Raw genomic sequence first — 26122 nt, forward strand, 5'->3', positions numbered from 1 at the left:
CTTATTTCCTCTGGAGTTGGAGCTTTATAGGTTCTGGTTCTGCGCTGTTGCGCTCGATGAGGCGTGTGATCTGTATGGGCTCATATCCTTCAGCCCTTACCTCAATGGTATGTTTTCCGAGGGGAAGTTCTATAGTGACGGGAGTAGTTTGCCGTGTATTGTGGCCGTTGATAAAGACCTCGCCGGCCAGTGTTTGCCTGTTGTCATCGTATGCAGCTATGCGAAACGCAGCCCGTGCTGTAAAATCAACATCAAAGCTAAGTGGAGCAGCCGCCCCGCGCTCAAGCGCTTGCTCCCACACGCCAAACGAAGGATGTTCAATCGAGAGGGTGTAGTTCTCTGGTGCGATAAACAGGGTGTCCGTCCCTGATACGCGTTCAGCTACCAGTTCTCCATCCAGGTATACATTGCCCCAGGGGAAAACATTAAGGATGAGGGGACGATTTTCTGGCAGAAGGTCAAAAAACAGCTCAGTTATCCTGTCGTTCGCCAAATCAATCTGTTCGCGAATAGATTTGTGCCCCGGCAGGGATAACACAATGTCTACTTGCTCGCTGGTGATGTTCGACAACTGGAAAGGTGTTGTCCCCATTGCTTTGCCTTCAATAGACACCATCGCGCCACCAGGTTCACTCGTCAGAATCAGGGTACGCCGCGTTGCTGTTGCATCCGCTAATGCCTGCCTGGATGGGCCGCTAGTCACTGGTTCGGTTACGGGTGTTTCTTCCGCAGTTTCTTCCTGGATCAGTGCAGCTACGGTTGTGGCTTGAAACGGAAGCTGTGTACTGGCTGCTGGTGGCGCTGACTCGGGCGCCTTGTCCTCAACAACTTGTGGCTCTTCTGCTGGCGCAACTTCTTCCGGTGTGATTACACGCTCAGCTGTGTTTATGGAAACAGTTGCCTGCTCTTTTGTTAAGGGTGTTGCTTCAGCTGGAGCCGCCATGGCTTGGGCCGTTTGTTCGAGCACTTCAGCCGGCGTATTTTCTTCAATATCTTGTGTTGTGCCGCCAGCTGGTGAATTGCCGGCATTCGCGCTGTCTGGCGTTGATTCAGTTGCGCTGGTTGCCGCGTCTTCAGTGAGCGGGCGCGTTGTTGCGGGCACAGCAGCAGCAGCTTCATTAAGTGGACCGGCTGTACGCACCGGGCGCTCTTGTTGAGGTACTGCAGCCGGGTTGAGGGCTTCAAAAGGATTCTGTTTCTGCAGCATCGGCTTGTAGTAGTAGCCGGCACCCAGCAAGGCCGCGAGGCCTGTCAAAATCAGGACGGTGGCTGGTGACAACCGAAATCGGCGGCGTTTGTGCTGCACGCGTTTGTGATAGACCACATTGGGCTTTGCTGCTGCCGGTGTCAATTCCTCCAGCGCTTCAAGCATTGCCTCTGCATTGTTGAAACGATGAATGGCGTGGTGCTCGGTTGCTTTCTGTATTATTTCTGAGAACTGCTCCGGGACGCCCTTGTTGTGTTGCTTGATAGGCTGGGCCAGCGCTTTGGTCAGATTTTCTTCAACAAAGTAATTGGATTCACTTTGCCCGCGCGGTGAATGGCCGGTCAGCATTTCATAGCCGAGCAATCCTACTGCATAAATGTCGGAGGCCGCATTTGGGATAATCAAATCCTCCTTTGCCGACTCGGGCGCGAGGTAAGGATTTGCATTGTCGCTGACGCTGCTGTCGTCAGACAGCAAACTGTGTTTACGGATAATGAGCTGCACGCCCATGTCTGTTAGTTTTGCCGTATTGCCGCGTGCGATGACAACATTTTGAGGTGTGGGTACACATTGCATGAAGCCGGCTTCGTGTGCGGCTCCGAGCCCATGTAGCATGTGTTTCAGAAAACGCAGTACATGTTGCCAATTGATGCCCTGCTTTTGCTGAAGGTACATATCAAGCCGGGTCCCTTCAACGTATTCTTTGACCAGCATACAGCCATCCTGGCCGTTTTTAAGGGTAATGACCTGCTGCAGATTGACATGGTTGAGTCGGCTCGCCTGAAAGGCATAGTCTTCCAGCGCCTCAACCATCTGGGGGTTTTGTGAGACAGCAGTATCAAATACCAGCGCAGAAACCTGTTTGCCAGATGCCTCCTCTGTTGCCTTGTACGTTGTCCAGGCAGCATGTTTGCCCTCTATCTCTAACAGCTTGTAGCCATAGAGGGTGGATTCGTGTGTGTGGTGTTCTTGTGGATTCATGCGATGACGGTGCACCTGGGTAAGCGAAATTAGCGAATGAGGGTCATCTTGCGCGTGTGGGTCCACGTTTGGGATTGAAGCCGGTAGAAATAAACACCATTAGCTACGGGGTGTTGGTGCTGATCGAGCCCGTGCCACTGGACGCGGTGCAGGCCGGCTGCCTGTTCTCCCTGGTAAAGCGTAGTTACATGCCGCCCCATCAAGTCGAAAACCCTCAAGTCAACGTGCTGTGCTTCGGGTAGGGCATATTCTATGGTCGTGCGCGAGCCAAACGGGTTGGGATAGTTTGGCTTAAGCGAATAAATGCTTGGCTTCAGGCTACGTAAGGCTTCTTCAACGGCATCGCGGCCACCAACAAGCAGCGTAAACGGGGTGACCTGCTCTTCCAGATGGAGGGTGGGTAATGGGTCGTCTTTTAAACGGTAATGTTGGGTGTCGAGGCGATTTACCAGAACTACATCTTCATCAAACGTACCGGAGAGTTGGAGTGTGACCGGTCCTGCTTCGGGAGCGGTTAGTTCGAGGTCGTATAGCTGTGCCTCATTCGAGGTGCTTCTGGCTTCAACTGCAAGTTTCTGTTGGGCAAAGTCTGGATGCGCCGGCGCGATTAGCAGCGAAAACGCATCAAAATAGACGGGTGGCGCATATTTGTCGCGACCGTCAAAACCGTCTTCTGCTTCCGGCGCGTGTACAATCTGTACACCAGCTGATGCGCTGGACGGGCCATGCGTGGCTTCGAGTATGATTGCCGGCTGCTGAATGCCCGTAGCCTGTTGCCCGTAGCGTGTCTCGCTTTTGCTTGCAGCCGCTGTCTGAAACGAATAGGGCAGCTTTAGACTTTCGAGACCTTCAACATTGTTAAAGTAAAATGCCTCGGCTTCGTTGAGTGTTGAATAAAACGTATTGACGACGCGATATCCCTGTTTCCAGCGCCAGATATCCTGAGAAACGCCGTTGTATGCTGCTACAATTGACCAGGGAATATTCTGATCAAGCGGATTTGAGATAATATTCCAGCCTGCTCGTAGTGGGATTTCAAAAACGCCTTCACTGGTTAACGGAACCGTCTCTACGATAACTTCGCGTTGCTCCCAGTCTGATTTACTGAGCAGCCAAAGCCCTGAGCCTGGATTCAGGACAAAGCTGGGTGACCGCTCAAAGGGCACAAGTCGGCCCGTATTCGAGGTGTCCGGTGCATATGCAACCCAGTCTTTATTAGCGTCACCCTCGATGAGGTTACCAAGGAAAATGGACTGGTTGCCAGGAAGGGCCAGGAGCCGGTAATTGCCCTGGTCCCGGTAGTCGCCAAACGTAATGCCGATGTCAACCGCCATGGTTGCGGGGTAACCGAGAATCACTTCTACAGCAAATGTCGCCAGTAGAATGCCGCCATTTTGGTCATTCGCAGACAGTGAGATTCTTGTCTCTCCGGGTTGGCCGGGGTTGAGTTGCAAGGTCTCATCGTTAATCTCAACTGTTGCAATTTCATTGTCCTCAGATTCAGCGGCATAAACAAGGTTGTCACCGTCTGGGTCGATAAAGAGGCCAGACAGGTCGATAGCCGTTGGCTCTGCGTTAGATACCAGCACCTGTTTGTTGAATTCAGCTTCAGGCGCAAAAGAAGGGGGCTGGTTGCTGTTTATGATCAGCGTAAAGGTATCATCTGCTTTGCCGTTGTCGTTGTCTCTTGCTGTAGCGCGAATCCGGCAACTGCCAAGCGAAAGGGGCGTCACGGTGAGGATATTGCCAGCAACCTCTGTTGTGGCAACGTTGCGATTGTTGGAGATCGCTGAGAAACTGAGGGCACCACCATCGGTGTCTTCAAAAACTTCAGTCAGATTGATGGTGAAAGAGCCGGCCGTAAGGCTGTAGGCAATGTCAGGCAGAGAATTGACGACAACAGGCGTTTGAGTAGCTGTTGGCGTAGTTGTTTTTGGGTCTTCTGTGTTTGTTACCGGAGGGGCCGCAGTGTGAGAAACGAAATGCCATGCGGGCGCAGCGGCCCTGGCTGCAAAGCCAGGCACACAAAGCAAAGAAGCCAGGAGAAGAGGGCGCAACATGGAGACGTGATGAAACTGAATACAACAACGAATGTGGATCGTTTGCCAGGTTTGACTTCAGGAATTGCAACTAGCAAGGTAGTTGGCTTGGTCTGCATCATACCCGATGGGTAGATGCAGATCCTGGCATCAAACAAAAAAAGCAACAACCGGGATTTGTTGGTACGTATCCAGTCACGATGGCTATGTGCTTTTGGCGCATAATCTGGTTGGCCATAAAGCGTAGCTGCCGCGCTCAGGGTGTCCGTAAAGAGAAGTGGTTAGTTAATAAGGTAATCTTTTTTTAGCCCATCGATCCTCAAAATGTAGGAAGTCGGATGTGTCTTCAGACAGATCTGCCAGCCGACGTTGCAAACTGGTTAGCAAGTTGAAGAGATAGCTATCCAGTGGCTTTTTTGATGATCGTTCGTTTAGCTTTTTGATGGCTTTTTTGATGATGCGCTGCTCATTCCGCGCATCTTTTTTTCGCTTGTAGAGGATGGCAAGGCGTTCATACGGAAATAGTGTGTAGGCACCTTCGTCAATGTTGGCTTCATACATTCGAATGGCATCTTCAAATTTCCCTTCACTTTCTTTCTGCTCGCCAATTGCATTGCGCTTGAACCAGCGCTCGTATTTTTCGGTAAGGGGGTTCTTCATCAAGGTGGTTTTGCGGGATAAAAGAACTTGGTTTCAGGCAAACAGACTTGCTGAAGCAGGCATTGGGGGCCGTATATGCCAGAATAAGCGCTTGTTTGAATTGATTTTGGCGGAAAAGAAGGCCAGGCGCGCCCTAAGGTTTTTCATTCTGGCTGACGGCGCTAAAGTTAGCGGGGTTTCAGCAAATCAGACTATGTATGGACTATATCGACTAACTATTGCAAAACTTAAGGGGCGGAACAGATTACCATCAATTTTATTGATGCCGACAACTGTCAATCACGAAGTCTAAATGAACCGATGTGATTTAATGATTCCATAACACGCATCCATTGCAGTAGGCACTAACTTTTGTGCGAAATCGCTCGCGGTCTGTCCAACTAACAATCCGATACTACATTGGCATCTTCCAATACCCACAAAGGACAACCTGGTCTCGAAGAGGGACATTCTATTCTGATTGTCGATGATGAAGACGATATCATTGAACTACTCCAGTATAACCTTGAGCAGGAGGGGTTTAAAACGGCCGCTGCTACAAATGGTATCGAAGGAATTGAATTGGCGCGCAACATGAAGCCGGATCTTGTGATTCTGGATATCATGATGCCTGGCATGGATGGCATAGAAGTATGTCGCCGGCTGCGCCAGGATGCGTACCTGATGCATACCCCGATTCTGATGCTCACGGCGCGTACAGAAGAAGAAATTCAGGTGCAGGGACTGGATGTTGGCGCTGATATTTATTTTTCCAAGCCGATATCCATCCCCGTACTCTTTAGCCAGATTCGTGCCCTGTTGCGTGGTGCAAATCGTAACGACACGAAACCTCAGCAGCTTTCTATACACAACTTGCAAATTGATCGAGATCGATACCTGGTCAATATGCACGAAGAGGGAGGCAGCCAGGAAATTCGGTTGCCCCGGAAAGAATTTGAACTACTCTATTTCATTGCATCCCACCCGGGCAAGGTTTTTTCCCGTCAGGAATTGCTCGATCAGGTATGGGGACACGAAGTTTATGTAGTCGACCGTACGGTAGATGTGCACGTGCGGAAGATTAGGGAAAAGCTCGGAAATGATTATATTGAAACCGTAAAAGGCGTCGGTTATAAGTTTCTGGCTTAACAGATGGACCGTAATCTCAAGCGTAAAAATGTACGGCGGCGGTTCCGGTTTAGCCGACTTTCGCTGAAGCTTGCGAGCTGGATTGGTCTGGTCGCTTTCGTTGTTTCAATGCTGGTGCATCTTATTGCAGATGCGTATCCGGTTTGGAGTCACATCGTTTTTCCACTGCTGCTAGCCGGCGCTGCCTATTGGATTTCCCATCAACTCCTGGTAACCCGTATCACGCTGGCACGAACGACCCTCAAGCAGGTTCGGAAACACAAATTTGAGAACCTTGAAAAGGCACACTTGCCGCGGGGAGATGAGCTGAATGCGCTGAACTGGCAGGTCTATCGTACCGGCCTCGCGATGGAAAAGGAGTTGAACGAGCTCAAAAAGATTGAAGATTATCGCCGGGAGTTCCTCGGCAATGTCTCGCACGAACTAAAAACACCCATCTTTACAATTCAAGGGTTTGCCGAAACACTGTTGGATGGCGCGCTTACAGACGACCGTGTCAACGAACGCTTTCTCACCAAGATTCTGGCAAATACCAAGCGGCTTCGCAATCTGGCAAACGACCTTGTGGAGATTTCTCGCATCGAAACTGGCGAACTGGAAATGGTGATGCGTCCTTTTCGGCTCTCGGATGTTGTTAATGAAGTGTCAGATGAGCTCGAACAATTTGCTGAATCAAAAAATGTAACCCTTTACCATAAAATTCCTGCTACACTGCCGAAGATTTTGGGTGATAAAGCAAGAATTAGCCAGGTAATGATTAATTTGGTTGACAATGCAATCAAGTATAGCAACCCCGCCGGCTCTGTTGAAATTGTTGCGAGGGCTACTGCTGGAGGGCGCATCAAAGTGACCGTTGCTGACGATGGCATTGGCATTGCACCGCAACATGTCCCACGTTTGACTGAACGGTTTTATCGGGTGGATAAAAGCCGGTCGCGCGAGCAGGGTGGTACAGGTTTGGGTCTGGCGATTGTAAAGCATATCTTGGGAGCCCACGGGTCGGAAATGGTCATCGACAGTAAACAGAATGCAGGCTCTACGTTTGGTTTTACCTTGCAGCCTGTTGAAACAGAGCCGGCCGCTCCTGTCTCCAACTAACCTCCGTATTCCAGAAGTGTAATGATGCGCCAAGCTTACGTACTGAGTCGGCCGCAAAAGTTGTTTGTGGTGTGTGCTGCTGTGTTTCTGACAGCCCTAGTGGTTGCTGAGGCTACGGCCAGCAAGTTTTTTACGGCGTTTGAACTGCCTTTCACCATCAATATTCTCGGGCAGGAATTTACATCTGTAATCATGACTGCCGGCGTGATCGCCTTCCCCATCACGTTCATCGTTACCGACCTGATGAACGAGTACTTTGGCAAGAAGGGGATCAAGTTTGTGACGTTGATCGGGATGGTGATGATTATCTTCGAATTTGCGCTCCTGCAAATTGCGATGGCGGTCCCTACATCTTCTATTTCACCAGTGCCGGATGAGGCCTTTAATGTGGTATTTGGCGCATCGGGCCGCGTGATTTTTGGCAGCCTGGTTGCCTACGGCATAGGGCAGTTTGCAGACATCACGCTGTTTCATTGGCTGCGTAAGCTTACAAAGGGAAAGCACCTCTGGCTCCGTGCTACCGGGTCTACTTTTGGCTCACAGTTCCTTGATACATTTATTGTATTACTGGTCGCATTTGCGGGGCAACTGTCTTTCCAGGAAATTGTGGCCATCACGCTTTTCAATTACAGCTACAAGTTCATCATAGCCATTCTGATCACCCCCGTCATTTATGCAGCACATTGGGTGATGGATCGGTACCTTGGGGCTGAGACGGCCAATGAATTGATTGCGCAGGCGGAAGGTCGAGAAGAAGAAGTAGAGTCTTGAGGAGCAGATGCCTTACGGCGAGGGCTATTGAAATGCCCGCGCCGATTAAGCAATATAGGGATGTAACCTAAATTGAGGGTACTGGAAACTTGACGGGAGTCATCCAGCCATGTGGATCGACGCCTTTCTCTACCAGATCGAAAAACGCCCGCTGTAACTTTGCTGTTACTGGTCCGCGACTACCACTACCGATGGTGTGATGATCTACTGAACGAATAGGGGTAACTTCCGCAGCTGTACCTGTGAAAAAGAGTTCATCAGCAAGGTACAACGCTTCCCGGGGAATAAGCTGTTCGCGGATAGAATAACCCATGTCGCGGGCAAATGTCATAATGGAATCACGCGTAATACCAGGCAGAATAGAAAGGCTGCTAGGCGCTGTATAGATGACGTTGTCGCGGATCAGGAACAGGTTCTCACCACTGCCTTCTCCGACATAGCCCTGTGTGTTTAGCATGATGCCTTCATTGAAGCCATTCAGGATCGCGTCCATTTTTACGAGGGAGGCATTCAGGTAATTGCCGCCGGCTTTCGCAAGCGATGGGAAGGTGTTTGGCGCCATACGGCTCCAGGAAGCTACCTGTACATCTACACCCTGTTCAAGCGCTTCGGGGCCAAGGTATGCACCCCATTTCCATACAGCTATAACCGTATCCACCTCATTCTTCAACGGGTTTACGCCCATGCCACCCATACCGCGAAACACAACCGGGCGAATGTAGCAAGACTTCAGACCGCTTTCTACGATTGTCTCTACCGTAGCAGCTTCAAGTTCTTCAAGGGAGAAAGGAATCTCCATCCGATATATTTTGGCAGAATCGTAAAGACGCTGCAGGTGCTCACGAAGACGTAAGATCCCGGATCCCTTTTCGGTTTCATAACAGCGAATACCTTCAAAAACAGAAGAACCGTAGTGAACTACATGGGATAGCACGTGGATATTGGCATCTTCATGAGGTACAAGTTTTCCATTGAACCAGATGTCGTGCTGCATAATATATTTGCTGGGTTTATGACGTGTAAACGTTGGGGTTCTGATTTCCGCAGAACATCACATCGGCGGAAAACAACAAACGGCATGCACCTTGAAATGTTCGACCCGGGAATGGGCGAAATGCTGGTAGGTATCCCTCAAAAAAGTAGCGGCGAGAAGACTTTAGGTAGCGGCCTGAATACGTTCTTTCATTACCAATGAGGCACGCTGGCTGGTAGCGAGGGCATAGTAAGCGATGGTCCAGAGGATTTTGAAAGATGCTTTCAGGGTACCTGAGACGGTGCCAGTAATTTTAGAGACACCAACACGCTTGCGATAGGAGACGGGGACTTCTTTATATCTGATTTCAGCTTTGAGGGCTTTAATTTGCATCTCGATGGTCCACCCATAGGTTTTATCCTGCATGTCGAGTGCCATCAGGTGGGTATATCGGATAGCCCGAAATGGGCCAAGGTCGGTGAATTGCCCGTTCCAGAAGAACTTCATGAGTCCGCATGCAATACGGTTGCCTATGAGTGCCTGGGGCAACATAGCGCCGGCTTCTCGTTTCCCAACCATTCGCGAGCCAAGCACAAAATCTGCTTCATTGTCGCGAATCGGGTTGAGGAGCGTTACAATTTCTTCCGGATGGTCGCTGTAATCGCCATCCAGGAAAACAATAACGTCAGGCTCTTTGGTTTTTGCGTACGCGATACCGCGCAGGCAGGCCCATCCGTATCCTTTGTTGCTTTCCCTGATTACTGTAGCGCCGGCGGCTTTGGCATTGGCTTCAGTTTCGTCTGTGGACGCGTTGTTGACTACAACAACTTCTTCGACGAGGTCTTTGGGGAGGTCACCAATAACTTTGCCGATAGACCGGGCTTCATTGAATGCCGGAATGATTACAATAACTCGCATGGTCGGTTTATACGTCTTATGCAGCTTCCGGTGCACCCATTTGTTGCAGGGCGTCGCCGGCAAGTCGCATTGTGGTCCAGTCTGCCATGGGCTTGGCGCCGAGCTTTTCATAAAAGTCGATTGCCAACTGGTTCCAGTCGAGTACGTTCCAATCCAGGCGCTCGCAGTTATGGGCAACTGCGACGCGGGCCAATGCCTTCAGGAGCGCAAACCCTGTGCCTGTACCCCGGAAGTCTGGTAAAACAAACAAGTCTTCCAGGAAAATATTCCACCGGGTAAGGAACGTAGAATAATTGAAGAAATAGAGGGCCATCCCGATCACTTCACCATCTTGCTCAGCCACAAGTGCATGGCACCGGGGTTGGGCATCGGGAGAAAGGTGCCGGGCAAGTGCTGCTGCATCCGGATTTGATTCGTGCGATAAATGCTCGTAATCAGCCAGTGCATTGATCAAGAAGGAGAGCCGCCCAGCATCTGCCGGCGTGGCTTCGCGTATTTGCAATGACATAGTACAGGTTACCGAAGGGCCAGTCAGCAAAACGGCTCAGGTATGTGTTTACCTGAGCCGTTTTCCGTTACCGGTAATTGCCATAAAAATCATCTTCATCAAAATCATCATCGTCCTTGATCGGACCAATAGAGGATAACATCGACCCCATCATGTCCGTGTAGGTAGCATTTGCATCTGCAAAATCTTTCCCAAGCATTGAGTACTGATGCAGGGCATCAAGGATGAATTCCATCGCTGTAGCAGCTTCTGCAACGTCTTTGGGTTTGGTGTATTTGTTGATGATTGCCTCAAGTCCTTTTACAGACTTCAGCATTTTGTGGTAAGCCTCAAATTTCAGGTCGTTACTCAGCCTGAGTTCATTCCCTTTAGAGAACCAGGTGATAACTTCCTGGTATGGCGAGCGGCCTTCTTTTTTGTCGTCTGGGTCGGGGAAATAGTGGGTGAAAACTGACTTGATGGCGCGGCCAATCAGGAGTCGGGCGACATTCTGTGCGCCTTCCTGCTCTCCTTCATATACGAGTTCTACCTTACCGGTAACCGCCGGCTCAACTGAAATCAGATCCGACATCCGGACAGTAGTCTCAGACTCATCGTTCAAGAGGGCCCGTTGCTCTGCAGACGAAATCAGGTCTTCCAGCGCTGCACGCGTCATACGTACGGAAACACCGGATTTCTGGTCAACATATTCGCTATTTCGTGCTTCAACAGCGACTTGCTCGATGATTTCCCGGAAGTAATAGGGAATATTTACCTTAACCGCGTCTTCGCCATCTCGCTCGTCCCAGGCTTCTTGCCGTGTAATCTCTACGCCAATCTCAATGGTTTTTGGGTAATGTGTGATGATCTGGCTGTCGATCCGGTCTTTGAGCGGTGTGATAATGTTACCGCGGTTGGTATAGTCTTCCGGGTTAGCGGAGAAGATCATCATGATGTCCAGCGGAAACCGGATGTTGAACCCGCGAATCTGGATATCCTGCTCTTCCATAATATTCAGCAAGCCGACCTGTATCCGTGGCTGCAAATCGGGCAGCTCATTGATCGCGAAAATGCCGCGATGTGTACGAGGAATGATGCCGAAATGGATCACTTCCTCGTCAGCATAGGTCAGTCGTAAGTTGGCTGCTTTGATGGGATCAATGTCGCCGATAAGGTCCGCGATGGTTGTATCAGGTGTCGCCAGTTTTTCTGCGTACCGCTTGTTACGATGGAGCCAGTCAATGGGGGTGTCGTCCCCTTGCTCAGCGATGAGGTCGCGCGCGTATTTGGAGATCGGAGAAAGCGGATCATCATTGATCTCACTGCCGGCTACCACCGGTATGTATTCATCAAGCAACTGCGGCAGCAACCGGATAATCCGGCTTTTTGCCTGGCCGCGTAGCCCGAGCAGAATGAAATCGTGCCGGCCCAGCACCGCATTCTGTATCTGTGGGATAACGGTCTGATCGTAGCCCAGGATACCCTGAAAAACAGAAGTACCCGATTTGAGCCTTGTAATCAAGTTGCTACGCATTTCGTCCTTTATTGACCGAGGCGCATAACCTGATGCTTTGAGTTGGCCGAGCGTATTAATTTTGTTCACAGAAGATGCATTCATGTATCAAAATCCTGGGCAGTTTTACGAAGGGTAGCACGCGACCGGGATGAAGCAGTTCCCAGGGACGAATTTCTGTCCTTTTGCAGCGGAGGGGAGGTATGGCTGGGGCGTATTGGGGCGTGCTAATGCCGTAGCATCAGGCACAGGAATACTACGCTTATTTGTAAGGGGCAAACTGATAGAGGGCCAGTTTAGGCTCAGGCTCTATAAAGATAACGGCAAGTTCAACCGTGCTGTCAGCTTTAACGCGTACGTCCAGGTCAACGGGGCGAAATTCCTTGCTAAACAGCGGCGTATCCTGTACGAGCCTTTTTGTCAGTTGGCCGTTTCTGTCAAATTGGTCTATACGCAGCCAGCCGGGGCGGATGTTAAGCGCATAGAGGTGTTTGTCTGTTACAGCAGCCGAAGGCATGAGTAGGGGTGGTTCGTCAACGTCTCCCAGCATGAAAGCACGGCTGCGTGGCAGCATGGGGGAATCAAATCCGTTAAGGTTAAGGGTGTCAACCCGGCCGTCAGGCAGGACGATGTCTGCAATCGGACGGTAACCACAAAGGCTGATCAGGGAATCGCCCCAGATGCGCAACATGCCGGCATGGCGCCACAACGGGCCTTCGAGCATGCTTTTTTCGACAACCCTGCCCTCCATGTCGAGTTTTGCAATGTAGCCGTCAAAGCCTTCGCCAATTACTTTGAAGTAGACGTTGTCCCCTGCTGCAGTGGCATACTGCAACCGTTGTTCGGATGGCGCATCGGGTGGCGTTGGAATTTGGAAAACTGAGCGATCTTCGTAGAAAAAATCGATTCTTTGGGCGTCAGGATTTAACACCAATAGCGTATCACCTTTAACCCCGGCCAGGTAGGGGAAGGAAAAGAGGGTAGACTCGACCGTTTGGTTGAGGACGCCGGTTGGCAGGAATTCGTAGACTACATTTTGCTGGACATCGCTGACATAAATTTGGTCATCATCGCCAAAAAGGACGGTGCGTGGGTATTGCAGCGGTTGATCTGCGTTGCCGGCAGTTTCCCATACCAGGCTCAATGTGTCGACAGGTGTGCTTTCTGCGAGTCTGCGGGAAAGGGAATCTGCGGGAAATAGCGCCCGTGATTCACGGCGTTGACACGCTGTTGGAAAGCAGCCCGATACAAAAAGGAGCAGAATAAGCAGGAGTAACGGGCTATTATGAATTCTGCTGTAGAGAGGACGCAGCGGGGACATATCCTATGACCTGGGAGATATGATTAAGGGGTGATAAGAAGCTGTGCTGATAGAAATTCTCGCACGCGTAATTGTGGTCCTTTATGTCCTGGCACCGCAAACCCTGTCCGCAAACTTGGTTGCAGTGCCCTAAACGTCATCGTCCCTGACAAAGAGGACGACGGATTATTTGCCCTTAATATATGAAAATCCTGCGTTTAGGTTGCTGGAAGAAATGGTTAACCTTGCCGCCCAATTTCCATGCTCAGATTGACCATGCGGGCATCGCGCAGCACTTCGAGCTTAACGGTGTCGCCCGGGCGGAAGTCATAAAGCCGGCCAGCGAGGTCGATCTGGTTGTCAATTTCTTCACCTTCAAAGGACAGAATGACATCATAGGGCCTGAAGCCAGCGCGTTCAGCTGGTGAGTCGGGGTCTACGTCGCGCACAATAAAGCCGCGGGCCTGTGCAAGGCCTAGCGCACGCGCAATTCGGTCGTTGACATCTAGCCCACGAAGACCAGTATAGTACGACCTGTCAACTTCGCCGTTGGTGCGTAGCTCGTTGACAATGTCCCGTGCTTTGTGCGCAGGTACCGCAAAGCCCAACCCGATAGAGCCCGTGCTGCCTCTTGCTGTGTAGATAAAAGTATTTACGCCAATAACTTCGCCCAATGCATTGATAAGCGGGCCGCCTGAGTTGCCCTGGTTGATGGCGGCATCCGTTTGAATCATGTCTCTGTAGACGCGGTTTTCCTGGGGTTGAAAGTCGCGACCCACGCCGCTAATAACGCCAACGGTTACTGTTGGCTCTGCGGCCTCAAAAAGGCCAAACGGATTTCCCAACGCGATGGCCCATTCACCAGGGATCGGATTGGTTGATTCTGAGAAGTTGAGGTGGGGTAGCGCCATGGACGTATCCACTTTTAACAACGCAAGGTCTGTCGCTTCATCCCGGCCCACCAGTTCAGCTTCTAGCGTTGCCCCATCCATAAAAGCGACGGTGATTTGGGCGGCGTTGTGTGCTACGTGTTCATTGGTCACGATATAGCCGTCTGAGGAAATAACAAATCCAGATCCGACAGCCTGTACTTGCCGCTCGTAGACCCGTGATCGTCGCCGGCCAAAAAAGTATTCCATCCAGGGGTCACCGGCAAAGGGGTCGGTATACTGTACGCGCTCTACTCCTATTACGTTTACGCTTACCACAGCCGGACTCGCCTTCTCAACAGCATAGGTGATGGCATTTTGCCGGCTCAACATAACCTGTGTATTGGCTTCCGCAACGCTGGCAAAGTCTGTTGCAGCGGACTGCGGTTCATTGGGCTCCTGAGATTGAGCTTGCTGATTGCAAGACATCAGGCAGCATGTGGCAATAAACAGGGCGAGACGTACCATAAACCAGGCTAATGCTAAATTGGATGATTTGATGATACCTACGTGAGGAATACGCGCTAGTTTCTTTTTTACGTGTGATTAGCAATTCTTCGCGCTGGCCTGACCATTGTTGCTGTGTCCCGTTTTTTTGATCAGAATCCCTGTCACATCTCTTTAAGCTAACAGATCGAAAAGCCGATACCAGATGGAGGACTTCTGCTGTCTTTTGGCAGCACCTGGATATGGAGTTCACATTTTCAGAGATAGCAAAGGCGTACTGATGGCTAAAATTCTCATTGTTGAGGACGAAGACGAACTGCGAAACGCAATTCGTCGCACGCTGGAAATAAACGGCTACGAAGTTACAACAGCTGAGGAAGGCCGCAAAGCCCTGCTGCTAATTGAAGAAGACCGTCCAGACCTTGTATTAACCGATATTTTCATGCCTGGCATGGAAGGCCTTGAAACAATTCAACGGCTGGCAGGGGCACACCCAGGTTTGCCTATTGTGGTTATGACAGGCTCGCTTGATCGTCTTTTCCTTGATCTCGGGCTCAAATTTGGTGCAGTTCATGGCCTCAACAAGCCATTCAGTACCGATGAATTGCTTATTGCGATAAGTGAATCACTGGAATCTAGCGCAGACACATCCGCGCACTCAGCCTGAAGAAATTTCAATAACCAAATAAGCTGGCATCATGAAAGGAGTTGTTTTTACAGAGTTTTTAGAGATGGTGGAGGATACGTTCTCCCCGGAAGTCGCTGATGAAATGATTGTTTCTTCCAAGCTGGAGTCACAAGGATTTTATACGGCCGTTGGCACATACGATCACCGCGAAATGGTAGAGATGGTCACCCAGTTGAGTAGCATGACCGGTGTACCAATTGGTGATCTGCTTGAAAAGTATGGCGTCTACCTCTTTCAAAAGTTGATCGAAAGCTATCCTGGCTTTCTTGACGGCATTGACGGCGCTTTTGATTTTCTGAAAACAATCGACAACCACATTCACGTGGAAGTTCAGAAGCTGTACCCACAGGCTGAACTGCCAAAGTTTGATTACGAAGTGGTTGATGATCGTACGCTAATCATGAAGTATGCCTCGCCGCGTGGTTTTGCCGCCTTTGCTTATGGTATGATGACCGGTTGTATTGCCTATTTCAAAGAAGACATCCATGTAGCGCAGAAAGATCTTTCTGACGGCACAGGTAAAGTCGCTGAATTTACCCTTACAAAGCAAGGCTAAACATGAGCAATGTTGAGATGATGCAAAGGCGCCTGGAGCGGGAGCGGCAGGCGCGCAAAGCTGCAGAAAAGCTGCTTGAAGAGAAGAGCCGCGAGATTTTCGAGATCAATCGTAAACTCTCGCAGGTAGCCTTGTTTGCAGATCTCAGCCCGAATCCTGTCTTGCGGTTTGACACGGAGGGGGCCTTGCTGCTTGCCAACGAGCGGGCAAAAAATGTATTGGGAGAACAGGTGTTTATGGGTAACACGCTGAGTAGCATGTTGCCCCAGTTTGCTGATCTCAATATCAAACAAATTGTAGAGGGTAGCGAAATATTTCAAGCTACCACTCAGATGGAGGCCAGTCATTACCAGTTTACATTCAAAGGGATAGCGCCACACGGTTTTGTCAATGTGTATGCCAGTGATGTTACCCAACAGGAACTGGCGAAAAAAATGATTGAAGCTTCGCACCGGGAAACGGAGCAAATGCTTGCGTCGATATCTTCGATTCTTGTTGGAGTGGATAAAGATCGGAAAATTACCCGCTGGAATGAGATGGCCAGCAATACCCTTGGGCTTACAGGTGAAGCGGTGCTCGGCCGTGATCTCAACGCTTGCGAAATACCCTGGTCTCTGGGGTCGCTGGAAGGGTACATGGCTGAAAGCAAATACGTTGACCATGCGATGGTCCCTGAGATTCCTTTTACAGCAGCAAACGGGAAAGAAGGTTTTTTAAGCGTGGTTGTTAACGTTGTATACGATGCCAACAACAGTTTTAACGGCTACCTGATTCTTGCGATCGATATTACAGACCGGAAGGTATTGGAAGGGCAGTTGATGCAGGCACAGAAGCTCGAGTCTCTTGGGCAACTTGCCGCCGGCATTGCGCATGAAATAAACACGCCAATTCAATTTATTGGCGACAATACACGCTTCCTCGGGGTAGCTTTTGAGCGCCTGAATACGGTCATCGAAAAAGGTCAGCAGTTGCTGAATGAAGTCCAGGGCGGAACGGGCATGATGGTCCAGGCGATCAGTGAAATGGAAGAGGCCGTGAAAAAGGGGAAGCTCAAATACATGGCTGCAGAAATTCCGTTTGCCATAGAGGAGACCCTCGGCGGTGTGGATCAGGTTGCATCTATTGTTCGCTCGATGAAGCAATTCTCTCATCCGGGGTCAAAGCAGAAAGTGCTCTCCAACATAAACGAGGCCATCCTGAGTACCATTAATGTGGCCCGTAATGAGTGGAAATATATCGCTGAGCTAACGACAAATCTCGCCGAAGATCTTCCTGAAGTCCCCTGTTTTCAGAGCGAGCTCAACCAGGTTGTGTTGAACATGATCGTGAATGCAGCGCATGCAATTGAGGACAAAAACAAGGAGACCAAAGCCCATGGCCAGATTACGATTACAACAAGGTATACCGAAACGGATGCTGAAATTTTAATCTCGGATACAGGCGCCGGCATACCGGATCACGTGGTCTCCAAAATTTTTGACCCGTTCTACACAACCAAAGAAGTGGGCAAAGGCTCGGGCCAGGGGCTGGCAGTGGCTTATAACGTCATTTATGAAAAGCATGGTGGTGCGATTGACGTCGATACAACGCCGGGTGAAGGTACCACGTTCACCATTCGTATTCCGCTGAATGAAGAGACTGAGGAGGTAGCTGTATGAAATGTCACATCCTCTTTGTAGACGACCAACCAGAAGTCTTGCGCGGGACGCGCCGGATGCTGTTCAATGTCGATAGCGAATGGGATATAGATTTTGCCACCGATGCCGAGGAGGCGCTCGAGAAAATCAGGGCAGAGCCGTACGACATGATTGTGTCGGATATCAAGATGCCTGGTATGGATGGCACAGAACTTCTACAGCATGTCGCAGATGAGTTTCCGAACATGATCAGGATGGTGCTGTCTGGTTATCCGGATAGCGATCTGGTGATGAAAGCGGCTGAAAATGCACATCAATTTTTATCCAAGCCAACAAAGCAAGGAGAGTTGGTGGAGGTGTTGAGTCGATCGCTTTCATTACGGGAGCTGTTGCAAGACAAGCGCTTGTCAAAAATTGTAGCCGGCCTGGATTCCATTCCAAGCTTGCCCAATGTGTACATGGAATTGATGGACATCCTGAATTCACCGGACGGCTCTATGCAGGCCATTGGCAAGGTGATTTCGAAAGATATCGCGATGTCCGCCAAAATCATGCAAATGGTCAATTCTGCATTTTTTGGTCTTCCTGTTGAGGTTAAGAACCCGGTACACGCAACCAATCTCTTGGGCATTGAAGTGATCAAAGCGCTTGTGATGACGGTGCACGTATTCAAGAGCTTCAATAGCAACGGATCCAAGCGGTTTTCGCTAGAGAAATTTACCAACCACTGCCTGGCTGTAGGCGCGCTGGCAAAAACAGTTGCCAAGTTTGAAGGGCAGCCTCAGGACATTGTAGACGACGCGTTTATTTCAGGGATGATGCACGATGTGGGCAAGTTGATTGTTGTAGCGAACTTCCCGGAGTATTACGACCAGAGCACAATTTATGCAGAGTCGCATGGGTTGACCTATGCACTTGGCGAGGAGGCCGTTTACAATACCACCCATGCAGAAATTGGCGCCTATTTGCTTGGCTTGTGGGGCTTCCGGGATAACATTGTAGAGGCGGTGGCTTTCCATCACCGTCCGGAAGACTGCAAGGGGACAACGTTCTCTCCACTCACTGCAGTACACATTGCGGACGCGCTGGAAAACGAATATGGCGATCCTAATTGCAGGGCATTGCCAATCATCCACATGGACTACCTCAATAACCTAGGATTAACAGAAAAGTTGGGAGACTGGCGGCAAGTTTGTCTCGAAACGCAACATTCCTTGATGCAAAATGATGAATAAAATACTTTTTGTCGACGACGAGCCGGCCATCCTGCGGAGCTATCAGCGTTATATCGGTCTTGATTATGAAGTAGATACCGCGTTGGGTGGCGAGAAAGGCCTGGAAATGCTCGAAGCAAACGGCCCGTATGGGGTTGTTGTATCTGATATGCGCATGCCTGGTATGAACGGGGCAGAGTTTCTTTCTGTTGTCAGACAGAACTTCCCGGAAAGCGTTCGGATGCTGCTCACAGGTCAGGCTGACATGTCAGATACCATTGATGCAGTAAACAACGGCCGTATCTATCGCTTCCTAACCAAACCGTGCCCGCCTGAAACCCTCGGGCAGGCGCTGGATGAAGGCCTGGAAATCTACCGCCTCAGGAGTGCTGAGAAGCAGCTTCTCGAGCAGACATTGAAAGGGACCATCAAGTTGCTTGGTGACATCCTCTCAATCGTTAGTCCCGAATTGTTCAGTCGTTCTGCCCGGGTTAGGGATCTCTCCAAGCAACTCGCCGATCAGCTTGAGCTGGACAACGTCTGGAAAGTAGAAGTTGCTGCAATGTTAGCGCAGATTGGGTGTATTACCATTCCAAAAGATGTGCTTACAAAACGGTTTTCGGGGCAACAGCTGGATGACACCGAAAGCTTTACGTTCTTCAAACACTTGAAGGCCGGCAAAGAGTTGCTGGGTAACATCCCGCGCCTCGAAGAAATTGCCGAAGCCGTTGCGTACCAGGAAAAACACTTCAATGGCGGCGGACATCCACGTGATGATGTTTATGGAAATAGCATTCCAATCATTTCACGTATCCTCAAAGTTGCCAACGATTACGAACTCGAAAAGTCACTGGACAAGTCGCATACAGCGGCGCTTGGTCAGTTGCTGGCCGTCTCTGATCACTATGATCCGGATGTTCTTGAAGCGCTTAAAAAAGTGTTCAGTGGCGTTGAAGCAGAATATGTGGTGAAGGAAATTCGGGCCAAGCACGTAGTTACAGGCATGCTGTTGGCTGAAGGTGTACGCACAAAAAGTGACTTACTGCTGGTTTCCGAAAAACAGGAAATTTCAGACGCCATGATGATGTGTATCCACAACTTCGCGGAAAACAGAAATATCATCGAGCCGGTACGCATTCTGATAAAAGCTACCTGAGTCGACAAATAGTTTGACGGGAAGGTTGGGTGCCTGGCAGGGCGGTGTTATTTTGTACCGCTTCTAAAAATCCAGCCCTGTTCTGTCATGCGAATCAATGCAACCCGACTTCAGCAAAAACTGGCAGACCTGGCCACAATCGGACAAATTCCGGGTGGCGGGGTCTGCCGGCTTGCGTTTACAGCAGAAGACCTTGCCGGCCGTACCTTTGTCGCTGAGCAGATGGCGCTGTTGGGGCTCGATGTGCAAATCGATGCCGTGGGCAACTTGTTGGGTATCCGCAAGGGCCAACAAGATGGGCCACTCATACTCACTGGCTCCCATACCGACACCGTGAAAACCGGGGGGCGATTCGACGGCAGCTTGGGCGTGCTTGCTGGCCTGGAAGTTATTGCGTCCTTAAACGATGCGGGCCTGCAAACCGCGTTGCCGATTGGGGTGATTTCCTTTGTAAATGAAGAAGGCGCCCGGTTTATGCCGGATATGATGGGCAGTCTCTACCAGGTTGACGCGTTGTCTCTCGATACAATTCGCTTGATTGAAGGGATAGACGGCACAACGATTGGCGAAAATCTGGACAGTTTGCAATATGCAGGTACAGCGGATTTTCGAGACCTGGAAATCGGTCACTTTGTCGAACTGCATATCGAGCAGGGGCCCTGGCTCGAACGTGAGGGGGTTACCATTGGCGCTGTTGAGCGCGTCCAGGGAATTCGCTGGCTCGAATACAAGTTCACGGGTGTAGCAAATCATGCCGGCGCAACACCCATGTCGATGCGGCACGATGCGGGGTATGCTGTCGCAGCGCTTGCCCACGCCGTACGCGAAATTGCAACGGACATGGGTTCCGGTCAGCGGGCTACAACAGGGGCCATCCAGCTATTTCCAAATCTCATCAATGTTATAGCAGCAACAGGCGAAGTAACCGTTGATCTGCGAAATCCCGATCCAGCGCAGCTAGCGATCGCTGCGCGCAAAGTAGAAGCAGCAGCAGGTCAGATCGCTGAGGCAGAGGGACTGTCCTACACTGTGCGCTCACTTGCTGAAGTGGCGCCGGTCACGTTCAACGCAGAAACAGTGGAGGCCGTCGAAACAGCAGCAGCAGCGCTTGGCTATTCGTGCAGGCGCATGATCAGCGGTGCCGCACATGACGCACAAATACTGGCGCGCCGCTATCCGGCGGCTATGATTTTTGTGCCTAGCCGCGATGGTGTCAGCCACAATGTTCGCGAATACACGCGCCCTGAAGATGTTGAGGCGGGTGCAGATGTATTATTGCATACCGTGCTACAGCTTGCAGGGGGGCGTTAAAACGAGGTGCGCCGGATGGCGCCTTGCTGGATTTTTAATAAACCGTTGACGCGCTTTAATTCGGTCTCTGCTTTGGTTTTTTCGCGTTTCAGCCGGGTGATTTCTGCTTCCATCCAGTCGATATGATGAAGCAGTTTTTCAACGTCGTGACTGGGCATGAGGCGGTATATGTCGAGAATGTCTTTTTCAAGACGGATCGGTACGGAACCGAGGGTGTTTTCCGTTCCTGTCATGATATGAATGTGCTAGGGCCGTAAGGCGGTCGGTAAGTGTGTCTTCGTTCCCTGGAAGTCGAGTATGAAAGGCAGCGCAGTAACAGGAAATGTAGACAAAAGATAGGGTTCAGAAGGCAAATATCCTACCCGCTTTGGAGGGTGTAAAAAAGCTTGATTGGGTTGCCCTGGGTGGCAACATAGGCCGGCGCAGAAAGGCAACTATAGGAGGGAGCCGGAAAAACTTTCAACATTTGTTATGGCTTGTTATAGAATTGTGATACAAAGCAACAGCGCTTACCCCCATCTTTGAAGCCGTCATCTCTCATTAGCGGATGTGGGCATGATTCTTCTGCGATAAGCGCAGACAATTATGCAACTGTACTGTCAGGCACTTTACCTCAAAGCAAAGCACAGATTATCAGAATCAATCAATTTCTATCATGAAAAAAATTACTACGCTATTGGCGTTGTTGCTGTTGGGTGTAACCTCTTCATTTGCCCAGAGCACGCGATTCCAGGTAACCATTGAAAACGTGGGTGCGGAATTGCCGGTACTCAAAAAGGGTATCTTCAACACGCCCGTTGGCGCTTCTGACCCTGGCCCGATTGGCCCAGGACAGTCTTATGAATTCAGCTTTACAGCCGGCCCCGGGAATTACTTGTCGCTGGCTACGATGTTTATCCAGTCCAACGACCTTTTCTATACCTTTGAAGGTACCGGGCTTGCATTGTTTGACGAATTGGGCGCGCCAGTAACAGGCGACGTTACCAACAGTGTTTTCCTGTATGATGCAGGTACTGAAGTTAACCAGGAGCCTGGTGTAGGTGCTGATCAGGCCCCACGTCAGGGAGGACCTGATACAGGTGCTGCTGAAAATGGCACACTATCTCGGATTACGGATGGTGCAATGGGCATTGGCGGATACACCTATCCCAATGTAGCGGATGTTATCCAGGTATCGCTGGCACACGATGGTGGTACCGAGTTCACGGTTACCATTGCCAACGTTTCAGTGGAAAATGGACTCACCACCTCCACCGGTGCCGTGACCATTCCGCTTTCGCCAGGTGTATGGGCTGTGCACTCAAATGCAATTGCCTTTTTTGAGTCGGGCACCGAGGCGCCTGCAGGTATCGAAGCCATTGCAGAAGATGGCAACGCCGGCGTTTATGATGCAGCGCTTGAGCCTCTTACAGGTGTTCAGGTACCCCTCGCACCTGGTGCATGGGCAGTACATTCACCTACGGTTAATTTCTTCGAAGCAGGCGCTGCTGCCGGCGCAGGTATCGAAGCCATTGCAGAAGATGGTAACCCGGGAATCCAGGCTGATGCGCTCGTTGGCGTTGAGGGGGTAGGCAGTGCTGGCGTATTTAACACGCCTGATGGCGCTGCGGGCCCTGGTCCGATCGGTCCAGGTGGTAGCTACTCATTCTATGTGGATGCAGAGCCAGGCTATGGTCTTTCATTTGCAACCATGTTTATTCAGTCCAATGACCTTTTCTACGCGCCGGCTGGTGCTGGTATGCCGCTGTTTGATGGTGATACACCGGTATCAGGCGACGTCACGGCTTCTGTAGCCCTCTGGGATGCAGGAACTGAAGTAGACGAAGAGCCCGGCGTTGGGCCTAACCAGGCACCACGCCAGAGTGGCCCCAACACAGGTGTCGATGAAAATGGCGTTATCGTAGAAGTCGACGGCGAAAATGACGGTTTCACGTATGTTGCTGTTAACGAAGTCGTTCGCGTTACCGTGACCCCGCTTGAGCCGGTTACCTTCTATGCCCGTATAGAAAATGTAGGTGCTGCAGACGCTGTTGCTTCCGCTGATGGCGAGGGCCAGGCTGTACCGTTTGCACCAGGCGTTTGGGCTGTTCACAATGCGCCAGACCCGCTCTTTACCGTAGGCGCACCAGACCGCGGTGATGGCCTTGAGGGACTTGCTGAAGATGGTGCTACAACTGATTTGGCGGCTGCACTCGAAACAACAGCTGGTGTACTTTCTTCTGGCGTATTCAACACGCCTGTAGGCGCTGAAGCACCAGGCCCGATTGGCCCGGGTGGCGTTTATGAATTCAGCTTTGAAGCATTGCCAGGAGACTACCTGTCATTTGCAACGATGTTTATCCAGTCAAATGACCTGTTCTATGCACCAGACGGCAATGGTATTCCGCTGTTTGATGCAGAAGGTATGGCGCGCCGCGCTAACATCACCCACTATGTTGATCTGTGGGATGGTGGCACAGAAGTGAACGAAGAGCCAGGTCTCGGTGCAAACCAGGCGCCGCGTCAGGCTGGTCCCAATACTGGAGATGATGAGGGCGGTAACGTTGTGCTGATTGCTGATGGCGAAATGGGGCCTGGTGGCTTCACTTATCCAACAGTAGCCAGCCAGATCCGCGTGACAATTTCTCAAACACCTGTGACGCCTTTCCGCGTCCTTGTTGAGAACTTGTCGGACGAGAACTCGGTTGCCGGCAAAGCCCGCGCAGCTGTACCGCTCGCCCCAGGTGTATGGGCTGTGCACACATCGGGAGATCCACTCTTTACCGTTGATGCACCAGACCGTGGCGAAGGCCTTGAGGCACTCGCAGAAGACGGTAGTCCAGGTGAACTCGCAACATCACTCTCAACCCTTAGCGGCGTAGTTTCAAGCGACTACTTCAATACGCCAATCGGCGCAGACGCACCTGGGCCAATTTTCCCAGGCGAAGGCTATGAGTTTACCGTATATGCAGTACCAGGAGACTACCTGTCGCTGGCAACCATGTTTGTACAGTCCAACGACTTGTTCTACGCACCGGACGGCAATGGCATCCCGCTGTTCGATGGCGAAACGCCAATAGACGGCGACGTTACCAGCCAGATCCTCTTGTGGGATGGTGGGACGGAAGTGAACGAAGAGCCAGGACTTGGTGCAAACCAGGCGCCACGGCAGTCGGGTCCGAATACAGGTGATGATGAAAACGGACCTGTAGTACTGATTGCAGATGGCACAATGGGCCCTGGTGGTTTTTCTTACCCAAATGTTGCTGACGTAATCAGAGTAACCATCAACGGTGGTACAGCAGTGTCAACCGAAGATGCTTTTGAAGTGCCGGACGGCTTCACGCTGCACAACAACTATCCGAATCCATTTAACCCAACCACTACCATTCGCTACGAAATTCAGCAGGGTGGAAACGTGGGGCTTGCAATTTTCAACGTCCTCGGGCAAAAAGTTGCTGAACTGGTTAGTGGTTCACAGACAGCTGGTGTGTATGAAGTTAACTGGGATGGTCGTGACCTGAGTGGTCAAACTGCTGCCTCTGGAGTCTACCTCTACCGGTTGACATACAACGGTCAGCAGAGCCAGTCTAAAATCATGACCCTGCTCAAGTAAGCGCTAAAAGAGCACCAACGTGACGCTGGCTGAGGCTAGCCCCCAGCAAACCCACGTTGCAAGCATAGAGAAGCTGCAGCCTGTATATCCGGCAAGATCGGAAGCAGGCTGCAGCTTTTTAATTTTAGCAATAGTTCAGCCTGGAACAGAGGTGTCTGGCGTCATGCTTGTAACCCTGGCCGGCCAATGTCGGGATAATGCTTCATAGATTGAAAGCGCCTCTTCTACCTGTGAAACAGGAATCCGCTCATCTATGGTATGGGCAAGTTTATCGTCGCCGGGCCCAATTCCGATACAGGTAGCACCTTGTTTTACAAAATGGCCGGCATCCGTTGCAAAATTCCAGATACCAGCTGGCATGGGGCGTTGCATCGAATTTTGTAGGACATCTATGGCAGCGAGGAGCACGGTATCATCTGCCCGGGTAACAAAAGATGGCGCATTCGCAGGGATTTCCATTTGATACCCGGTGTAACACGTTTTTATGGTCCGAGGGAGTGCGACAGATGCCGAGGCTCCGGATTGTAAATTTGCTTCCAGGACAGTTTGCAGCTTGGTGATGATATCCGCTTCAGATTCGGCCGGCACATTACGCCAGTCCAGTGTAAGCCATGCTTCAGCAGGAATTACATTGGTACTGATTTGGTCTGTTTTGATAATTGTTTTTGCCACGGTGCTGGTGCCAAGGTCCACGTCATGCGCCATATCCATGTGCTCCATGGCTAGAATGAAGGCCGCGATACTATCCAGAGGGTTTATCCCCAGGTGGGGTACGCTGGCATGGGCACTTTTGCCTTTGGCATGTACCATTATTTCCAGCCGGCCACGGTGTCCACGTCGTAACGCATTGCCGCTTGGTTCACCAATGACTACAAGCTCCGGACACAAGTGTGTTGCCATGTGCCGGGCGCCCAGACCACCGAGTTCTTCGAAAACGACAGCTGTTACGTACACATCACCGGGAGGACGGTTGCTATCATTGAGCAAGCGTGCACCAGCATAGACCTGTGAGGCAAGCGGCCCTTTGATGTCTACAGCACCGCGGCCCCAAATTTGCGCATCGTGAACCTTGCCCTCGAACGGCGGAAAAGGCCATGCTGAATGATCACCTACATCAACGTGATCCAGGTGGGTGTTCAGCATCATGGCTGGGGCTTCCCCGCTGCCATGTATATGGCCGATTACGTTGCCAGCGTCGTCGATGTAGACGTTGTCGTAATCCAGGTTTGTCATCTCTTGCACTACGAGTTGCGCAATTTGACTTTCTTTACCGGGTAAACTGGGTGTTTGAATGAGTCGTTGTAAAAACGAAACACAGGCGGCAAGTTCATGCATGAGGGAGGCCTGGTTGGGTGAGGGATACATATATAACAACACCCTTTATGCGAGAAACGGGTCATGACACCGCCATTATTTACAACTACGTAACAATGACGTGCATACAGCGCGCATTTCTAGGGCTGGTTATTGGCAGATGTACACACAAAATGTTATATATGAGGGCTTATTGAATT

General features: G+C 50.8%; 21 protein-coding genes. 10 read left to right on the forward strand and 11 right to left on the reverse strand.

The window, feature by feature from the left end; all coding sequences use genetic code 11:
* Position 1: 1 nt before the first annotated feature.
* From AAF564_02890 to AAF564_02900, 3 genes are all read right to left on the reverse strand, one after another.
* On the reverse strand, positions 2-2188 hold the full coding sequence (locus AAF564_02890; protein ID MEM8484464.1) for a PEGA domain-containing protein: 2187 nt from the start codon (positions 2186-2188) through the stop codon (positions 2-4).
* Between the two features lie 29 nt (positions 2189-2217).
* The gene (locus AAF564_02895; protein MEM8484465.1) at positions 2218-4248 is read right to left on the reverse strand and encodes a FlgD immunoglobulin-like domain containing protein; all 2031 of its coding nucleotides are present in this window, start codon (positions 4246-4248) and stop codon (positions 2218-2220) included.
* A 264-nt stretch (positions 4249-4512) separates the two neighbouring features.
* Positions 4513-4887 carry a hypothetical protein gene (locus AAF564_02900; GenBank protein MEM8484466.1) on the reverse strand — a complete coding sequence of 125 codons (375 nt, stop codon included), beginning with the start codon at positions 4885-4887 and terminating at the stop codon, positions 4513-4515.
* Positions 4888-5286: 399 nt separating this feature from the next.
* On the opposite strand from AAF564_02900, the gene AAF564_02905 reads away from it, so the two are divergent.
* Genes AAF564_02905 through AAF564_02915 form a run of 3 tightly spaced genes read left to right on the forward strand, consistent with a single transcriptional unit; the run spans position 5287 to position 7884 of the window.
* Complete coding sequence (locus AAF564_02905; GenBank protein MEM8484467.1) at positions 5287-6015, forward strand: response regulator transcription factor; 729 nt, start codon at positions 5287-5289, stop codon at positions 6013-6015.
* A 3-nt stretch (positions 6016-6018) separates the two neighbouring features.
* Positions 6019-7113: an ATP-binding protein gene (locus tag AAF564_02910; protein ID MEM8484468.1), complete on the forward strand. Its 1095-nt coding sequence runs from the start codon at positions 6019-6021 to the stop codon at positions 7111-7113.
* 21 nt (positions 7114-7134) lie between these two features.
* Positions 7135-7884 carry a queuosine precursor transporter gene (locus AAF564_02915; protein ID MEM8484469.1) on the forward strand — a complete coding sequence of 250 codons (750 nt, stop codon included), beginning with the start codon at positions 7135-7137 and terminating at the stop codon, positions 7882-7884.
* A 67-nt stretch (positions 7885-7951) separates the two neighbouring features.
* Here AAF564_02915 and AAF564_02920 read toward each other — a convergent pair whose 3' ends face one another.
* The 6 genes from AAF564_02920 to AAF564_02945 form a co-directional block, all read right to left on the reverse strand.
* Positions 7952-8878 (reverse strand): branched-chain amino acid transaminase, encoded by a 927-nt coding sequence (locus tag AAF564_02920; protein MEM8484470.1) that lies wholly within the window; start codon positions 8876-8878, stop codon positions 7952-7954.
* Positions 8879-9040: 162 nt separating this feature from the next.
* The gene (locus AAF564_02925) at positions 9041-9775 is read right to left on the reverse strand and encodes a glycosyltransferase family 2 protein (GenBank protein MEM8484471.1); all 735 of its coding nucleotides are present in this window, start codon (positions 9773-9775) and stop codon (positions 9041-9043) included.
* Between the two features lie 16 nt (positions 9776-9791).
* Complete coding sequence (locus tag AAF564_02930; protein MEM8484472.1) at positions 9792-10283, reverse strand: GNAT family N-acetyltransferase; 492 nt, start codon at positions 10281-10283, stop codon at positions 9792-9794.
* Positions 10284-10350: 67 nt separating this feature from the next.
* Positions 10351-11880 (reverse strand): AAA family ATPase, encoded by a 1530-nt coding sequence (locus tag AAF564_02935; GenBank protein ID MEM8484473.1) that lies wholly within the window; start codon positions 11878-11880, stop codon positions 10351-10353.
* A gap of 157 nt (positions 11881-12037) precedes the next feature.
* Positions 12038-13096 (reverse strand): hypothetical protein, encoded by a 1059-nt coding sequence (locus AAF564_02940; GenBank protein MEM8484474.1) that lies wholly within the window; start codon positions 13094-13096, stop codon positions 12038-12040.
* Between the two features lie 218 nt (positions 13097-13314).
* A complete protein-coding gene (locus AAF564_02945; protein MEM8484475.1) occupies positions 13315-14472 on the reverse strand; it encodes a trypsin-like peptidase domain-containing protein in 1158 nt (385 codons plus the stop codon).
* Between the two features lie 259 nt (positions 14473-14731).
* Here AAF564_02945 and AAF564_02950 point away from each other — a divergent pair, with 259 nt between their 5' ends.
* The 6 genes from AAF564_02950 to AAF564_02975 all read left to right on the forward strand — a co-directional run bounded on the left by AAF564_02950 (position 14732) and on the right by AAF564_02975 (position 21013).
* Entirely contained in the window at positions 14732-15118 is a 387-nt protein-coding gene (locus AAF564_02950) for a response regulator (protein ID MEM8484476.1), read from the forward strand.
* A gap of 31 nt (positions 15119-15149) precedes the next feature.
* A complete protein-coding gene (locus AAF564_02955; protein ID MEM8484477.1) occupies positions 15150-15695 on the forward strand; it encodes a heme NO-binding domain-containing protein in 546 nt (181 codons plus the stop codon).
* 2 nt (positions 15696-15697) lie between these two features.
* Positions 15698-17353 carry an ATP-binding protein gene (locus AAF564_02960; protein ID MEM8484478.1) on the forward strand — a complete coding sequence of 552 codons (1656 nt, stop codon included), beginning with the start codon at positions 15698-15700 and terminating at the stop codon, positions 17351-17353.
* Positions 17350-18567, forward strand: coding sequence for a response regulator (locus AAF564_02965; protein ID MEM8484479.1), 1218 nt, complete (start codon positions 17350-17352; stop codon positions 18565-18567). The genes AAF564_02960 and AAF564_02965 overlap by 4 nt, the downstream gene beginning before the upstream one ends.
* Complete coding sequence (locus AAF564_02970; GenBank protein ID MEM8484480.1) at positions 18557-19702, forward strand: HD domain-containing phosphohydrolase; 1146 nt, start codon at positions 18557-18559, stop codon at positions 19700-19702. The genes AAF564_02965 and AAF564_02970 overlap by 11 nt, the downstream gene beginning before the upstream one ends.
* 87 nt (positions 19703-19789) lie before the next feature.
* A complete protein-coding gene (locus AAF564_02975) occupies positions 19790-21013 on the forward strand; it encodes an allantoate amidohydrolase (GenBank protein ID MEM8484481.1) in 1224 nt (407 codons plus the stop codon).
* On the opposite strand, the gene AAF564_02980 is transcribed toward AAF564_02975, so the two are convergent.
* The gene (locus AAF564_02980) at positions 21010-21246 is read right to left on the reverse strand and encodes a hypothetical protein (GenBank protein MEM8484482.1); all 237 of its coding nucleotides are present in this window, start codon (positions 21244-21246) and stop codon (positions 21010-21012) included. The two genes, AAF564_02975 and AAF564_02980, sit on opposite strands and share 4 nt — an antisense overlap.
* Positions 21247-21668: 422 nt before the next feature.
* On the opposite strand from AAF564_02980, the gene AAF564_02985 reads away from it, so the two are divergent.
* Positions 21669-24608 (forward strand): spondin domain-containing protein, encoded by a 2940-nt coding sequence (locus AAF564_02985; GenBank protein ID MEM8484483.1) that lies wholly within the window; start codon positions 21669-21671, stop codon positions 24606-24608.
* Positions 24609-24743: 135 nt separating this feature from the next.
* On the opposite strand, the gene AAF564_02990 is transcribed toward AAF564_02985, so the two are convergent.
* A complete protein-coding gene (locus tag AAF564_02990) occupies positions 24744-25943 on the reverse strand; it encodes a M20 family metallopeptidase (GenBank protein MEM8484484.1) in 1200 nt (399 codons plus the stop codon).
* Between the last annotated feature and the right edge of the window lie 179 nt (positions 25944-26122).

It is taken from the genome of Bacteroidota bacterium (assembly GCA_039111535.1).
Taxonomy (GTDB): Bacteria; Bacteroidota; Rhodothermia; order Rhodothermales; family JAHQVL01; genus JBCCIM01.